The organism is Campylobacter sp. BCW_6873 (genome assembly GCF_001762365.1).
Taxonomy (GTDB): Bacteria; Campylobacterota; Campylobacteria; order Campylobacterales; family Campylobacteraceae; genus Campylobacter_D; species Campylobacter_D jejuni.
Genome location: NZ_MJWS01000050.1, coordinates 1 through 14,515, shown reverse-complemented (window position 1 = coordinate 14,515; position 14,515 = coordinate 1). Strand labels below are relative to the sequence as shown.

General features: G+C 29.5%; 14 protein-coding genes and 1 pseudogene. 6 read left to right on the top strand and 9 right to left on the bottom strand.

Translation table 11 applies throughout. From position 1 onward, the window contains the following. Nucleotides 1–5: 5 nt before the first annotated feature. The 4 genes from rplS (at nt 6) to AJ932_RS02880 (ending at nt 2,598) form a co-directional block, all read left to right on the top strand. Nucleotides 6–362 carry a 50S ribosomal protein L19 gene (rplS, locus tag AJ932_RS02895; RefSeq protein WP_002861395.1) on the top strand — a complete coding sequence of 119 codons (357 nt, stop codon included), beginning with the start codon at nt 6–8 and terminating at the stop codon, nt 360–362. A 132-nt stretch (nt 363–494) separates the two neighbouring features. Continuing rightward, nucleotides 495–908 carry a hydroxyisourate hydrolase gene (gene uraH, locus AJ932_RS02890; protein ID WP_002852246.1) on the top strand — a complete coding sequence of 138 codons (414 nt, stop codon included), beginning with the start codon at nt 495–497 and terminating at the stop codon, nt 906–908. A gap of 23 nt (nt 909–931) precedes the next feature. Beyond that, nucleotides 932–2,272, top strand: a complete 1,341-nt coding sequence (locus AJ932_RS02885; protein WP_002861396.1) for a class II 3-deoxy-7-phosphoheptulonate synthase — start codon at nt 932–934, stop codon at nt 2,270–2,272. Further along, complete coding sequence (locus tag AJ932_RS02880) at nt 2,269–2,598, top strand: ArsC/Spx/MgsR family protein (RefSeq protein ID WP_070278439.1); 330 nt, start codon at nt 2,269–2,271, stop codon at nt 2,596–2,598. Before AJ932_RS02885 ends, AJ932_RS02880 begins: the two co-directional genes overlap by 4 nt. A 12-nt stretch (nt 2,599–2,610) precedes the next feature. Here AJ932_RS02880 and AJ932_RS10040 read toward each other — a convergent pair whose 3' ends face one another. Then, nucleotides 2,611–2,853, bottom strand: coding sequence for a SelT/SelW/SelH family (seleno)protein (locus tag AJ932_RS10040; RefSeq protein ID WP_257841545.1), 243 nt, complete (start codon nt 2,851–2,853; stop codon nt 2,611–2,613). Nucleotides 2,854–3,048: 195 nt separating this feature from the next. Here AJ932_RS10040 and dnaE point away from each other — a divergent pair, with 195 nt between their 5' ends. Next, nucleotides 3,049–6,651 (top strand): DNA polymerase III subunit alpha, encoded by a 3,603-nt coding sequence (dnaE, locus tag AJ932_RS02875; protein WP_044778937.1) that lies wholly within the window; start codon nt 3,049–3,051, stop codon nt 6,649–6,651. A 12-nt stretch (nt 6,652–6,663) separates the two neighbouring features. Here the strand turns inward: dnaE and AJ932_RS02870 are convergent. The 5 genes and pseudogenes from AJ932_RS02870 to AJ932_RS02850 all read right to left on the bottom strand — a co-directional run bounded on the left by AJ932_RS02870 (nt 6,664) and on the right by AJ932_RS02850 (nt 10,602). Then, nucleotides 6,664–7,295, bottom strand: a pseudogene (locus AJ932_RS02870) (YggS family pyridoxal phosphate-dependent enzyme). A gap of 35 nt (nt 7,296–7,330) precedes the next feature. Continuing rightward, complete coding sequence (gene flaC / locus AJ932_RS02865; RefSeq protein ID WP_004305585.1) at nt 7,331–8,080, bottom strand: flagellin C; 750 nt, start codon at nt 8,078–8,080, stop codon at nt 7,331–7,333. 39 nt (nt 8,081–8,119) lie between these two features. Beyond that, nucleotides 8,120–8,590 (bottom strand): DUF4149 domain-containing protein, encoded by a 471-nt coding sequence (locus AJ932_RS02860; protein ID WP_070277474.1) that lies wholly within the window; start codon nt 8,588–8,590, stop codon nt 8,120–8,122. A 12-nt stretch (nt 8,591–8,602) separates the two neighbouring features. Then, nucleotides 8,603–9,418, bottom strand: coding sequence for a HemK/PrmC family methyltransferase (locus AJ932_RS02855; RefSeq protein WP_070278437.1), 816 nt, complete (start codon nt 9,416–9,418; stop codon nt 8,603–8,605). After that, nucleotides 9,415–10,602, bottom strand: coding sequence for a M48 family metallopeptidase (locus AJ932_RS02850; protein ID WP_070278435.1), 1,188 nt, complete (start codon nt 10,600–10,602; stop codon nt 9,415–9,417). The genes AJ932_RS02855 and AJ932_RS02850 overlap by 4 nt, the downstream gene beginning before the upstream one ends. Nucleotides 10,603–10,726: 124 nt before the next feature. Between AJ932_RS02850 and AJ932_RS02845 the strand changes: the two genes are divergently transcribed. Then, entirely contained in the window at nt 10,727–10,912 is a 186-nt protein-coding gene (locus tag AJ932_RS02845; protein WP_070278433.1) for a molybdenum cofactor biosynthesis protein, read from the top strand. Here AJ932_RS02845 and mog read toward each other — a convergent pair. The 3 genes from mog to AJ932_RS02830 all read right to left on the bottom strand — a co-directional run bounded on the left by mog (nt 10,909) and on the right by AJ932_RS02830 (nt 14,323). After that, nucleotides 10,909–11,451, bottom strand: a complete 543-nt coding sequence (gene mog, locus AJ932_RS02840; protein WP_044778931.1) for a molybdopterin adenylyltransferase — start codon at nt 11,449–11,451, stop codon at nt 10,909–10,911. The two genes, AJ932_RS02845 and mog, sit on opposite strands and share 4 nt — an antisense overlap. Nucleotides 11,452–11,471: 20 nt before the next feature. Further along, complete coding sequence (gene corA / locus AJ932_RS02835; protein ID WP_002861405.1) at nt 11,472–12,455, bottom strand: magnesium/cobalt transporter CorA; 984 nt, start codon at nt 12,453–12,455, stop codon at nt 11,472–11,474. A gap of 113 nt (nt 12,456–12,568) precedes the next feature. Next, the gene (locus AJ932_RS02830; RefSeq protein ID WP_070278379.1) at nt 12,569–14,323 is read right to left on the bottom strand and encodes a hypothetical protein; all 1,755 of its coding nucleotides are present in this window, start codon (nt 14,321–14,323) and stop codon (nt 12,569–12,571) included. Nucleotides 14,324–14,515: the final 192 nt, after the last annotated feature.

Below are 14,515 nucleotides of genomic sequence, written 5' to 3'. Positions count from 1 at the left end.
TTTTTATGAAAAATAAATATATAGAACAATTTGAAGCAAAACAAATTGAAGGTAAAAATGTTCCAGATTTTCGTGCTGGTGATACTTTAAAGCTTGCAATTCGTATCAAAGAAGGAGATAAAACAAGAATCCAAAATTTTGAGGGTATTTGTATTGCTAGAAGAGGTAATGGCGTAAGCGAAACTTTTATCGTACGTAAAATGGGTGCTAATAATGTTGGCGTTGAGAGAATTTTCCCTATTTATAGTGAGAGTTTGGAAAGTATTATTGTTTTGCGTCGTGGTCGTGTACGCCGTGCAAGATTATTCTACTTAAGAGATAGACGCGGTAAAGCAGCACGTATTAAAGAGCTTAAAAAATAATTTATAATTATTTTTTATTATAAGTCTAACAATTAAATAATTATAATTAATTTATAATTTTTATTATTTGATTTTAATTATTAATAATGCTCTTATATAATATTCCTTGTAAATATTATATAAGGAGAGAAAATGTTTTCTATTAAAAAAACTTTATTAATATTAGCAAGCGTGCCAATGTTTTTGAGTGCTACTGAATATCAATTAAGCACTCATGTCTTGGATATTACTTCTGGACAACCCGCTCCTAAAGTAAAAGTTGAGCTTTATAAGTTGGAAGCAAATCAACAGTGGAAAAAAGTAAGTGAAGAATTTACCGAAGAAAATGGTAGAATAGGGGATTTATTACCATATGAAAAAGCTGAAAATAGGGCTTTTGGAATTTATAAGCTTAAATTTTTTACAAAAGACTATTACACATCACACAAAATAAATACTTTTTATCCTTTTGTAGAGGTAAGTTTTGAGCTTTCTAAAGATCAAAAACATTATCATGTTCCAATAACCCTTTCTCCTTTTGGTTATTCAACTTATAGAGGAAGCTGATCAATAAAACGAAAGAAAAAACCATGTGGACTAAGAATTCTTGGAAAAACTATCCCATAAAACAGCAACCTATCTATCCAGATCAAGAGGAAATGAATAGAGTTTTAGCAAGACTTGAGAAACTTCCTCCTTTGGTTTTTGCTGGAGAAGTGAGAAATCTTCAAAAGTCTTTAGCAAGAGTTTGTAAAAAAGAAGCTTTTTTACTTCAAGGTGGAGATTGTGCTGAAAGCTTTGAAAATTTTGGCGCTGTAAATATCCGTGACATGTTTAAGATTTTACTTCAAATGGCTATAGTGCTTACATTTGCCGGTGGATGTCCTGTTGTAAAAATTGGTCGTATTGCAGGGCAGTTTGCCAAGCCAAGAAGTAGTGATTTTGAAGAGTTAAATGGTATAAGTCTTCCTAGTTATCGTGGTGATATTATTAATGGTTTTGAATTTAGCGAACAAGCGCGCATTCCTGATCCTCATAGAATGCTTGAAGCTTATTATCAAAGTGCAACAACGCTAAATTTGTTGCGCGGATTTGCTAAGGGTGGTTTAGCAGATTTGCATGAAGTGCATCGTTGGAATTTGAGGTTTTTAAAAAAGAGTGAACTCCATAAGCAATATACTGATATCAGTGAAAAAATTTCACAAGCTTTGGCTTTTATGGAAGCTTGTGGGATTAATACAAGTAATACTCCGAGTCTAAGAGAAGTTAGTGTTTATACTTCACATGAAGCTTTGCTTTTGCCTTATGAAGAAGCTTTAACTAGAGTGGATAGTTTAAGTGGAGAAATTTACGATTGTTCAGCTCACATGCTTTGGATAGGTGAAAGAACAAGGGCGCTTGATGAAGCTCATGTACATTTTTTAAGAGGAGTAAAAAATCCTTTAGGGGTTAAAATAGGACCTAGTGCAAGTGCTGATGATATCATAGCTTTAGCAAATGTTTTAAATCCAAATAATGAAGAAGGAAGATTAAATATTATTATCCGCATGGGTGCAGATAAAATTATCAATAATTTGCCAAAAATTTTCTCCAAACTTAAAAGTGAAGGTTTAAATTTAGTATACAGCATAGATCCTATGCATGGAAATACAGTAAAAGCAGGTAATTTTAAAACACGTGAGTTTGATAAAATCATGCAAGAAGTGGGATCTTTTTTTGAGATTGCAATAAGCGAAGGGATTTATCCAGGTGGAGTGCATCTTGAAATGACCGGAAAAGATGTAACAGAATGCACAGGTGGTGCAAGCAATGTTACTGCTCAAAGCTTAGAAGATCGTTATGAGACTCAATGCGATCCAAGGCTTAATGCGGATCAAGCATTAGAGCTTGCTTTTTTAATTGCAGATTTAGTAAAAAAGGCTAGAAAATGAAACTTTATGGTATTAAAAATTGTAATTCTGTAAAGAAAGCTATGGATGCTTTAACACAAAAAGGTGTTGTATTTGATTTTATGGATATTAAAAAGATTAATCAAGATATTTTATACACATGGTTAAAACAAAAATCTTTTGAAGATCTTATCAATACTACTGGATTAACTTCTAAAAAACTTGGTTTAAACAAAGAAAAAGTTAAAAGTTTAAATGAAAAAGAACTTGAGAAAATTGTATTAGAAAATCCAAGCTGTATTAAGCGTCCTATTATCGAGTATGAGCAAAACATATATATTGGCAAGGAATATGAGAAAATATTATGATAGAGTGTTTGATTACACTCTATTTTTTATTAATTGATTAATTTCATTTTGATATGGAAATCTTTCACTTTCGCAATTAATAAGTTGTGTTTTAGAGAAGATAACTTTTCCGTCTACTTCAACGATAAAATCACCTCTGTCGCCAATTTCAAATTCTACTTCAACATCTTTGAAATCGCTTTGTAGTTCTTCTGCAACCCTTGCAGCTTGTGGGCGATAATTTCAAAGATTGCAATAAGCAATTTTTACTTTCATCATTTCATCCTTTGAAAAGTTTATTTTATTTAAGATTAAAATCTTAAATTTTTATTATAGTTTATTTTGGCTGAATTTTTGCCTTTTTTGTAAAATTTAAGTTGAAATTTAGGGTCAATTTCTTTCAAATTCAGCGAGAAAAATTTATAATTTTTATCAAAATTAAAATAAGCCTTAAAAAACTAAAGGAAGAAAATGAGTCAATTTACACACTTGCATTTACATACAGAATATTCTTTGCTTGATGGAGCTAATAAGCTTAAAGAATTAGCTTTGACTTTAAAAGAGCAGGGTGCTACAAGTGTTGCTATGACAGATCATGGAAATATGTTTGGGGCAATTGATTTTTATCAAACAATGAAAGCACAAGGTTTAAAACCTATCATTGGTATGGAAGCGTATTTACATAATCACGATGAATTAGATGATAAAAGTTCTCGTCAGCGTTTTCACCTTTGTTTGTATGCAAAAAATGAGATCGGATATCGAAATTTAATGTATTTAAGTTCTCAAAGTTATATTAAAGGTTTGTATTATTATCCGCGTATCAATAAAAAGCTTTTAGAAAAATATAGCGAAGGTCTTATTTGTTCTTCTGCTTGCTTGCAAGGTGAAGTAAATTGGCACTTAAATACTTATAGTGAAAGAAATGTGCGTTTTGGTGCAAAAGGCTATGAAGCAGCAAAAGAAGCAGCATTATGGTATAAAAAAGTTTTTAAAGATGATTTTTATTTTGAAATCATGCGTCATGGTATAGGTGATCAAAGAATGATAGATGATGATATTATCAGACTTTCTAAAGAATTAAATATAAAAATCATTGCTACAAATGATACGCATTATACTTTTAAAGAAAGAGCGGCTGCCCATGAGGTTTTTATGTGTATAGCTATGGGAAAAAAACTTAATGACCCTGATAGAATGCGTCATAGTGTGCATGAATTTTATGTTAAAAGCCCTGAGCAAATGAGTGAGCTTTTTGCAGATATTCCAGAAGCTATAGAAAATACACAAGAAATCGCGCAAAAATGTAATTTAGAGCTTAATCTTGGCAATCCCACTCCACCGAATTTCAAATTTACAAGAGAATATGCTAAAGATCATAATATTACCTTGCCTGAAGAAACAAAAGAATTTAGCTTTGATAATGATGACATAGTTTTTGAAGAGCTTTGTAAAAAGGGACTTGAAGAGAGATTAAAATTTATCGATGAAAGCAAGCATAAAGAATACAAACAAAGACTTGAGGTAGAAATTAATATCATTAAAAATATGAAATTTTCAGGTTATATGCTTATTGTTCATGATTTTATTAAAGTGGCTAAAGATAAAGGCATTCCAGTAGGTCCTGGAAGAGGATCAGCTGCAGGAAGTTTGGTTTCTTATTGTTTGAGGATTACGGATTTAGATCCTATTCCTTATAGTTTACTTTTTGAGCGTTTTTTAAATCCTGAGCGTGTGAGCATGCCTGATATTGATGTGGATTTTTGTCAAGACAGACGTGCTGAAGTGATTGATTATGTGATTGATAAATATGGAGCAGATAAGGTTGCACAGGTTATTACCTTTGGTAAGCTTTTAGCTAAAGGGGTGATTCGTGATGTGGCTAGAGTTTGTGATATGAGTATTCAAGATGCTGATGAGCTTGCTAAACTTGTGCCTGAAGAGCTTAAAATCACTCTTGATGCTGCTTATGAAAAAGAACCTAAAATCAAAGAATTTATTGATCGTCATCCTAAAGGTCCTGAAGTTTGGGAATATGCAAGAGCTTTAGAAGGATTAAATCGCAATGCGGGTATGCACGCAGCGGGTGTTGTAATTTCTAATGAAAGTTTATGGAAGAAAACTCCGCTTTTTAGACAAAGTAAAAATGATGAAAGACATTTAGTAACGCAGTATTCTAAAGATCATTTAGAAGATGTAGATTTGATAAAATTTGACTTTTTAGGTCTAAAAACTTTAACAGTAATCAATAATGCAATCAAGCTTATTAAAAAGCGTTATAATAAAGACATTATTTGGGAAACCATAGATGTAAATGATAGCAAAGTTTATAAAACCATACAAAGTGGAAATACTTTAGGGATTTTTCAAATCGAATCAGACGGTATGCAAAGCTTAAATGCACGCTTAAAACCAGAGCGTTTTGAAGATATCATTGCGGTTCTTGCGCTTTATCGTCCAGGCCCTATGGAATCAGGAATGCTTGATGATTTTATCGATAGAAAGCATGGTTTAAAAAGTATAGAATATCCTTTTGACAGTTTAGAAAAGGTTTTAGAGCCTACTTATGGGGTTATTGTTTATCAAGAACAGGTTATGCAAATTGTTCAAATTATAGGTGGCTTTTCTTTAGGAGGTGCTGATGTAGTGCGTCGTGCTATGGGTAAAAAAGATCCTGAGAAGATGAAAAAGCTTAAGACTGATTTTGCAGATGGAGCAGAAAAACAAGGATATGATAGAGCAAAAGCTGAGGATTTATGGGAGCTTATCGTAAAATTTGCAGGATATGGTTTTAATAAATCTCACTCTGCGGCTTATGCGTTGATTACTTTTCAAACAGCTTATTTAAAAACTTATTATCCTAGTGAATTTATGGCAGCGCTTTTAACAAGCGAAGAAAACAATGTGGATAAAATTGCTGTTTATATTGATGAGATGAAAAAAATGAATATTAAACTTTTACCTCCATCGATTAACAAAGCGATCCGTGAATTTAGTGCTTTAGAGCAAGATGGCAAGGATGCTATTATATACGGACTTGGGGCTATAAAAAGTGTGGGTATTCCTGCAGTTGAAAATTTACTTGAAGCAAGACAAGATGGAGAATTTAAGGATATTAATGATTTCTTAGGTAAGATAGATCCTACCAAAATAAACCGTAGAACATTAGAAAGTCTTATTAAGGCAGGGGCTTTTGATGAGTTTGGTTTTACTAGAAAAGCTTTGTTTGATAATATGGAAAATCTTAGCGAAGCATCGCGTAAAATGGCTGAAGTAAGAAAAAATGCTGCAAGTTCTCTTTTTGGTGAAGAGGAATTAACTTCAGGTGTTCAAGTAAATTTTACTCCCAAAAATGAAGAATTTGAAGTGATGGAAAAATTAGGATATGAAAAAGAAATTTTAGGAATTTATGTTTCAGGCCATCCTTTAGATCGATTTTATGAACAAATTAATGCTATAGATTATGTTAAAAGTTTAGATTTTGAAAGTTTAAAAAACAATGGAGAAATTTTAAGTATAGGTAAAATTGAAGATTTCAAATCCATGATGAGTAAAAATAATAAGCGTTATGGTAGAATTGAAATTTTGGATTATTATTCTTCGTTTGATGCTACTGTATTTGAAAGCAATGTAGAAGAAATAGAAAACATCATCAAAGATGAAAATTTAAAAAATAATGCCTATGGTTTTGTATTGGGATTTAAAGCTGAGGGAGGGGAGAAGCCTAGCTTTTTTTTAAAAGCAATTAAAGATTTACAAAGTCTTGAAGATGGCGAGATTAAAGCTATAAAAAAATTTGGAGCAAAAAAAGATTTCAAAAATAAAGAAGAAAATCATTTTACCGCAGAACCTAAGGAATTTGAAAAAAATATCATAGAGCTAGATTTGACAAGGTTAAATAGAGAATTAATCTATGAAATTCATGAAATTGCTAGAAATGCACATAATCCTAATGAAAAAAACAATAAAAAACTTGTTTTAAAAGTTATTAGCGCGGGATCTTGCTTGCTTTATCATACAGATTTTATTATCTCTGATAGTATAGTAGAGGAAATTTCTAATAAATATGCTTAAGTAAGATTGTTCTTACTTAAGATTTTTAAATAAAATGCTTCCAAGTCTTACTAAGTTGGATCCGCATTTTATAGCAATTTCAAAATCATTACTCATCCCCATAGAGCAAATTTTAGCCCCATGTTTTTGAAGAATTTCATAAATTTTAAATGTAGTTTCAAAGCTTTTTATAATACTTTCTTTATCTTGGCTGTGTGATCCTATGCTCATTACGCCACAAAGATTTAGATTAGAGCATTCTTCTTGTATTTGTAAATATTCTTCTACAGCTTGATTTGGATCTAGACCGCTTTTGCTATTTTCATTTGCACTATTGATTTCTAATAAAGTATTTAATTTATAATCAAGTCTTTTGTCCATAGCTTTAGCTATTTTAATACCATTACAAGAGTGCCATAATATAGGTTTTTGTTTGATTAAGAGATTGATTTTGTTGCTTTGTAGAGTTCCTATAAAATGCCACTTTATGTCTAATTTTTTTTCATCAAGATTTTCTTTTTTTGTGCTAGAGCTTGGACTTGATTTTCTCCAAATTCTACTATACCTTGATCAAAAAGCTTTTCAATTATACTTGCATCGACATACTTGCTTGCGGCTACAAGACGAACGTTTTTGGTTTTTTCTAAAATTTGCTCTAAAGTCATTTTGATAAAGAAATAAGCCCTATTTAGGGCTTATATTATTGTAATAAATTAGCAATTTTGCTTTGAAGCTGCATGTTGGATTGCGCAGCAACAAAAGCAGCAGCATTTTCTTTTAGATAATTGGCATTAAAATCATTAACATTTTTTGCTATGTCATTATTTAGTAAATTATTTTCAGCTGCTTTTGAGTTGATGCTATTTTGAACACTTGCATTAATATTTGATGTGATGGCATTGATACCTGAGCCTATTTCACTTCTTAAACTTCCAAGTTGATCCATAAAATTTGTAATACTATCTTGATTATCTATGCTTAATCCACCTGTTGCTAATGGATTTAAATTTGTAGTTTCAGTTCCGCTACCTACTACAAAATTCATAGTTTGAAAGACATTTTTTCCATTATAAGTTGCATTATTAAAAGAATCATTGATGGATTCTTGTATGCGTGTTGCTTCTGTTCTTAGCATTCCTTTTTGAGAATCATTAAGTGCAGCATTGTTCATTTTTACTGAAAGTTCATTAAGTCTATCTGCACTTTGAGAGATATTAGTAAGGCTAGCATCTGCAATTTGTAAAACCCCTATAGCATCATAAGCATTTGCGATACCTTGATCTATAGTGCTTGATTGAGATCTTAAAGAGTCAGCAATAGCTAAATTGGCACTATCAACTCCACTTATTGCGCGAACAGCTGCAATATTTTCTAAAGCTTTATCGCTAGCTTTTTGTGCATTGTTTAAATAGTAATTTTGTTGCATCATAGTTGCATCAGAGATCATCATGGCCTACTCCTTCTCTTTTTGGATTTATTTAATATTCTATCATTTTTTTGCTATTTTAAAGCTTAAGAAATACAAAAAAACTTGCATTATCAAGATGATTTTAATCACCACTTCACTTGCATTATGGATACTGATAAATTCTTGAGTTTTTGTAGCGTTTTCACCTAAGTTTTGGAGTTCAATTATGGTATTAGTAAAATAAAAAACAAATATTAAGCTTAAAATCAAAATAAGCAAACTCAGCATAAATTTTGAAAATTTTATTTGAAATTTTATTTCATTTTTTATAAGAGAATAAATTTCATATAAAAAATTAACCACTGAAACAAAAATCAGTAAATATCCCATTTTAATAAAAATTTGCGTCATCATTAAGCCACTTTGAAAATGGCTCAACACTCCTTCCCCTATAAGATTCTGAGGAAAAAAAATTGTTGGTGCAACAACTATTCCTAGTATGAGTTCAACCCCTATGATGGAGGCAAGTAAAAATAAATTAACAGCTTTCAAAAGTTTCTCCTTTTATTTTTTATCATAACGCATATTTGTAAATTTAGCTATAAAAGCACGATTATAACCTTGTTCATCTTTGAAAAAATCAACAATGAAATTATTTTGATATAAGATTTTTTCCAAAATTTCTTTTTGATCATAGCCAAATTCACAAGCTAAAAATTTAACTTTTTTATCGAGGGAAAAATGTATGATTTCTTCTAGAATTTCATATCCTTTTTCTCCGCCAAATAAAGCTTCTTTGGGTTCTTTTTGTACCCAAATATCTATAGGATATGAATTTTTAATATAAGGTGGATTTGAAAAAATAAAATCATAATTTTCTTTAATTTGCTTAAAATTACAAAGTTTAAAGTCAATCAAGTGATCGACTTTGTGTAATTTGGCATTCTCTAAAGCTAATTCTAAGGCTTTAGGATTGATATCACAGGCTGTGATTTTTAACCCAAGTTCTTTGGCTAAAACAATGCTTAAAATTCCGCTTCCAAATCCTATTTCTAAAATCTTATTAAAAGTATTTTTTTTGCATAAATTTAAAATTTGAAAAAGTAAAATTTCACTATCGTAACGAGGGATTAGAACGCCTTTTTTTATCTTAAATTCTAAGCCCCAAAAATCCACTTTTTCAAATATATATTCAAAAGGTTCTCCAGATTTAAAACGTCTTATAAGCTCAAAATAAGGTTTGTGATCTATTTTTATATCTTGGTTTAAAAATAACCAAGCTTTATCTTTTTTTAGATATTCACAGAGTATAAATACTGCTTCATTTTCATAACCTTTTAAGCTAGATTTAGCTTCTATAAGAGCATTTTTTATAGTCAAGAAAGAGCCTTGATTCTATCGCTAATACTTGGATGACTGAGATAAAAAAATGTATATATTTTACTTGTTTTGATAAAAGCTTTATTTTCTCTTGCTAGAGCTATCAACGCATTTTTCATATCTTCTTTGCTTGTAACTTTAGCTCCGTGTTGATCAGCTGCAAATTCATTTTTTCTACTTAAGGCATTAAGTATAGGAGAGATTAAAAAGCTAAAAATATTTGCAAAGATAAATAAAAGAGCAAATACACCGCCATTTACTCCTTCTAGATGACTTTCTAAGTAAACAAATTCAGGTAAATTTGCAAAAACAAAAAAAAGTAAAAACATAGTTATAGCACCGTTAAATAAAGCTTTGATAACATCCTTATGAACAAAATGTCCAAGCTCGTGTCCTAAAACAGCTAAAAGTTCTCTTTCATTTAAAGCTTTTAATAATGTATCAAAAAGAACCACTCTTTTGCTTTTAAAAAGTCCACCAAAATAAGCATTTAAACGTTTATCTCTTTTGCTTGCATCAATAACATAAACCCCATTTGCATTAAACCCACATTGTTTCATTAAAGAGCTGATTTTTTTCAGCAAATTTTCATCGTTTAGTTTTTCCATTTTATTAAAAATAGGTGCTATCAAGGTAGGGTAAATAAGATTTATAATCACTATAATACAAAAGGCAAAAATAAAGGCCACAATCCACCAAAAAGTTCCAAAAAAATCATAGCAAAAAAGCAAAGCATAAAGGATTAAAAATCCAAATATTAAAGTTAAAATAAAACTTTTTACAGTGTCTTTGATAAAAAGTTTTACAGTCATATTTGAAAAACCATGGGCTTTATCTTTGATAAAACTTTCATAAATACTTAAAGGTAGATTTAAAATACTTGTGATTATTAAAAAAGATAATAAAAATAAAGTATTTTCAAAACGAGTGTTATTTGAGATAAGTAATTCTTTAAGATATAAAAATCCAAAACCTATCCATGCAATATTGATGATTAAATTATAAAAATTGGAAAATAGTTTAAATTTTTCATTTTCGATGGCAATGTCTGCTGCATTTTGATAGTCTTTTTCGCTTAAAATTTGAGCTTGTTTGTCTTTTTCTCTTTCTAAGAAACGAATTTGAGTATAGGAAATCCAAGATAAAAGTGCTGTGTAAAGACATAAAATTGCAATTAAAGTCATTATTTTCCTTGATTAGTTTTTGCGAATTTTAGCTTAAAATAATGAAATAAAGTTAATAGCTTAAAATCTAAAATAATATTCTTTTCAACTAAGTTGATGTATATTTATAAAAAAGGATTAAAGAATGTTTTTTAAGAAAAAGATTTCACAAAAGCAAAAAGAAAAGCCTAAAATTCCAATCAATAATGTGATTTTAGATGACAGACTTTGTAAGTTTAAAAATAAAGTGCAAAAGATAAGCAAAGATGAAGCTTCGGCAAGTCTGCTTGCTAGACAATTAAGCAGACTTATCAGAGCTAGTAAATTTTAATTTTGACATTTTTTCTTAGGGCGAAAAACCTTAATAACTTCATCATTTGCTTCTATATAAGCACCTTCTATTAAATCAATACAATAAGGTATAGCTGGAAAAACAGGCTCTAGACATTCTTTTATAGCTTTAGGATTTCCTGGTAAATTAATGATAAAAGATTTATTGCGAATTCCTGCGCTCTGTCTTGAAAGTATAGCTGTTGGGACATATTTTAAACTTTCTAAGCGCATAAGCTCTCCAAAACCTGGCATCATTTTATCACACACGGCTTCCGTGGCTTCTGGGGTTACATCACGAAGTGCTGGACCTGTACCTCCGCTTGTAACAATCAAATCGCATTTTTTTTCATCTACTAGATAAAGTAATTTTTTAATGATTAAATCATAATCATCAGGGATTAATTCTTTATGATAAATAATATCATTTTTTATATATGAATTTAACACTCTTTCAATTTCAGCAGTAGCTTTATCTTCGTATATACCACTACTTGCTCTATCGCTTAGGGTTAAAATTCCTATGTTTATCGTATCCATTGTTCCTCCTTAATAAATTTTTATAACCATCCTTTTTTCTTGAAAACAACCAAAGGTAAAATGATAGAAATTACCATCACGCCAAGCACTATGGGATAAGCATAGTGAAGTTCAAGTTCTGGCATGAATTTAAAATTCATACCATAAACAGTTCCTATTAAAGTAGGAGGCATCATGGCAACAGTTGCAACGGTAAAAATTTTAATGATTTTGTTTTGTTCTATGTTGATTTGGCTAGCTAAAATGGTTTGAATATTGTCTAAGATATTAAGTTGCGAAACACTAAATTCAACCAAAGAATTTAAGTCTTTTAAAACTATAGTGAGATTTTGTTTTATATCTTTATCGATTTTATCGCTTTTTAGTAAAGAAGTCATAGCACGACGTTTATCAAATAAAGAATCTCTTACACGCATATTAAGCTCTTGTAAGCTTGAAATATCCTTTAGCATTTCATCATAACTATATTCATCTTTTTTTTCTAAAACACTTGTTCTTAAGCGTCTTGCTTCTTTATCTATCCATTCTAGTAAATCCGCATCTTTTTCAACGCGCACTTCAAACATTTTATCAATAATATCAAAACCATCTTCAAAATTCTTCGGACTAGCTAAAATCCTTGCTTGAATTTCTTCAAAAGTGCTAAATTCGTTATATCTTATAGTAAATAAGATATTTTTAGCTGTAGCAAAAGTAACAATTTCTGTGCGAAGCTTGATTAAATTCCTATCTTCTTCATCGCTTTTAAGATCTCTTACTAAAAAATGAGCATTGATGGTTATTGTCGCATTGTCTTCCCAATATTTTGCGCTAAGTTCTATTTCTTCTCTTTCTTCTTTTGTAGGAAACTCAAGATTAAATTCACTTGATATAAAAGCAATTTCCGCTGCACTTGGATGAAGTAAATCAATCCATAAAATATTTTGTGGTAGTTCTTGACTATCGAGATTAAAGTTGATTCTTTGAACTAAAGCATTTTGAGTTTTGATATAAACATAGAGCATAGTTATTCCTTATTTTTAACTTTAAAATTATACCTTGATTAGTTTAAAAATCAATTTTTTAATTTTTGCAAATCAAAAACCAAATTTTCCACCTAAAGCTCTTAAACTAAGCTTTAGTTTAAAATATCTTTAATCAGTTTTTGCAAATTCCTTTTTGTTTCTTCTTGTTCTTTTATGATAAAACATTTTGCTTTTGGCCAAAAATAACTTTTAGGATTTTCAAATTTTCCCCAACGCCAATCAAACCTAGGATGTAAAAGAACTATAGTAGGAATATCCATAGCTAAACTTAAATGCGCTATAGCACTATCAATACTAAGCATACAGTCAATATCATATAAATAATTTAGAGTATCATTCCAATTTTTTATAAGCTTGCTTCTATCTTCTATTACCTTAGGTAATTCTTCTTTTAATTGCATTTGAAAAGAAATGATTTCATAATCTAAGTCTTTTAATACATCAAATAAAAATTCAAATTTTACATTTCTTAATAAATCAGAATTTTCAGCATTAGGAGTAGCATAAAAAATACCAAGTTTTTTTCTTTGATTATGCGGTTTTTTCTGTGGCAATATAGGTGTTTTTAATCGTAAAATCTCATCAAGCTTAATATCAATAAAAAAAGGCAAAGAACAAATAGGAATAGCATAATCAAAATTTGTAGGTAGATTTTTTAAAACCTTTACATTTTTAAAAATATCATTATTTTGATTTAAAAATTTGATTTGATTTTTAAACATTTCATACATGGCACTTTGAGGAGCAAATAAAACCTTTGAAGCGATTTTGCAAAGTTTTTCTAAGCATCTTGCATACATTATAGTATCGCCAAAGCCTTGCTCGCAAAATACTAAAACTTCTTTATTTTTAAAAGCATCAACGCCAAATTTATTAAAAGCTTTTAGGCTTTCATTATAATGATAAGTAGAAAAAGTTTCATTATGAGCATAAAATAATCTGCTTTCATAATATTTCTTACCCTCTTCAAAATTATCATCCACTCCCATACGCATCAAAAGATAAGCCAAATCAAATTGATAGGTTGCATGAGAATCCAAACTAAGACATTTTTTATAAGCATGATAAGCTTCTTGATAGTTTGAGTTAAATTCTAAGACCTTAGCATAGTTTTGCCAAAACTGTGCATGGTGTTGATTGGCTTCTTGTAGTGATTGAAAAAGTTCTAAAGAATCAGATATTCTAAAAAGCTTAAAAAGTAAGTATGCTTTTTGGGGTAAAATTTGATGAGTTAAAAAATCTTCTATTTTAGAAATGGTAAGATTTTCTTTGGTTTTACTATGAAGCCTATCTTCGAGTTTGACTAAATTAAGATTGGTTTGTTCAGCAATGATTCCTTTTTGTAGTTTATCAATCAAATCTTGCATAAAATGACACAAGTGCTCATGTGCATTTAATGCCTTCGTAAAATCATGTTTAAAATAAATTTCTGCATAATTTTTCCATAGATTAAGATTATACATATCTTTAGAAAGTAATTCTTTGAAAATTTGTTCAGATTCTTCTAGTTTATTGCTCAGTTTATAAATAAAAGCCAATTCTAACTTAAGTTCATCCTCTAAATCATCTTTGCGAATTAAAAGTGTTTGTAATAAATTCAAGGCTTCATCAAATCTTAAATTTTCAATATAGCTTTTAGCAAGCATAAGACCATTAAAACTTGTAGGATTTAAAGAAAAAAGCTCTTGAGCATAATATAAAGCTTTTTGAAAAAGAGAAAGTTTATAAGAAGAAAGCGTAGCAAATTCTAAAGCAAATTTTGGACTTTCTTTTAAAAATTGCTCACTCAAGTTTAAACATTTTTCATAATTAGCATTAAAATAATAATAATGAATTTTATCAAACATATTTTTCCTTGATAGTTACATTAAAATCTAATATTATCTTATAAGTTGCATAAAAAGATAATTATATTTTTATAAAATTAAATAATAAAACAAAAATAAAAAAATAAATACAATAAAAACATCCATCCCAATAATTTTAAAATTATCAGGATGAAATTTTTAACAAGTAGGAGAGTAAACTAATTAAACTAA

What these genes read in the sequence shown, in the direction of transcription:
- rplS (WP_002861395.1), top strand. Translation starts at nt 6, where the DNA reads ATGAAAAATAAATATATAGAACAATTTGAAGCAAAACAAATTGAAGGT.
- uraH (WP_002852246.1), top strand. Translation starts at nt 495, where the DNA reads ATGTTTTCTATTAAAAAAACTTTATTAATATTAGCAAGCGTGCCAATG.
- AJ932_RS02885 (WP_002861396.1), top strand. Translation starts at nt 932, where the DNA reads ATGTGGACTAAGAATTCTTGGAAAAACTATCCCATAAAACAGCAACCT.
- AJ932_RS02880 (WP_070278439.1), top strand. Translation starts at nt 2,269, where the DNA reads ATGAAACTTTATGGTATTAAAAATTGTAATTCTGTAAAGAAAGCTATG.
- dnaE (WP_044778937.1), top strand. Translation starts at nt 3,049, where the DNA reads ATGAGTCAATTTACACACTTGCATTTACATACAGAATATTCTTTGCTT.
- flaC (WP_004305585.1), bottom strand. Translation starts at nt 8,080, where the DNA reads ATGATGATCTCTGATGCAACTATGATGCAACAAAATTACTATTTAAAC.
- AJ932_RS02850 (WP_070278435.1), bottom strand. Translation starts at nt 10,602, where the DNA reads ATGACTTTAATTGCAATTTTATGTCTTTACACAGCACTTTTATCTTGG.
- AJ932_RS02845 (WP_070278433.1), top strand. Translation starts at nt 10,727, where the DNA reads ATGTTTTTTAAGAAAAAGATTTCACAAAAGCAAAAAGAAAAGCCTAAA.
- mog (WP_044778931.1), bottom strand. Translation starts at nt 11,451, where the DNA reads ATGGATACGATAAACATAGGAATTTTAACCCTAAGCGATAGAGCAAGT.
- corA (WP_002861405.1), bottom strand. Translation starts at nt 12,455, where the DNA reads ATGCTCTATGTTTATATCAAAACTCAAAATGCTTTAGTTCAAAGAATC.
- AJ932_RS02830 (WP_070278379.1), bottom strand. Translation starts at nt 14,323, where the DNA reads ATGTTTGATAAAATTCATTATTATTATTTTAATGCTAATTATGAAAAA.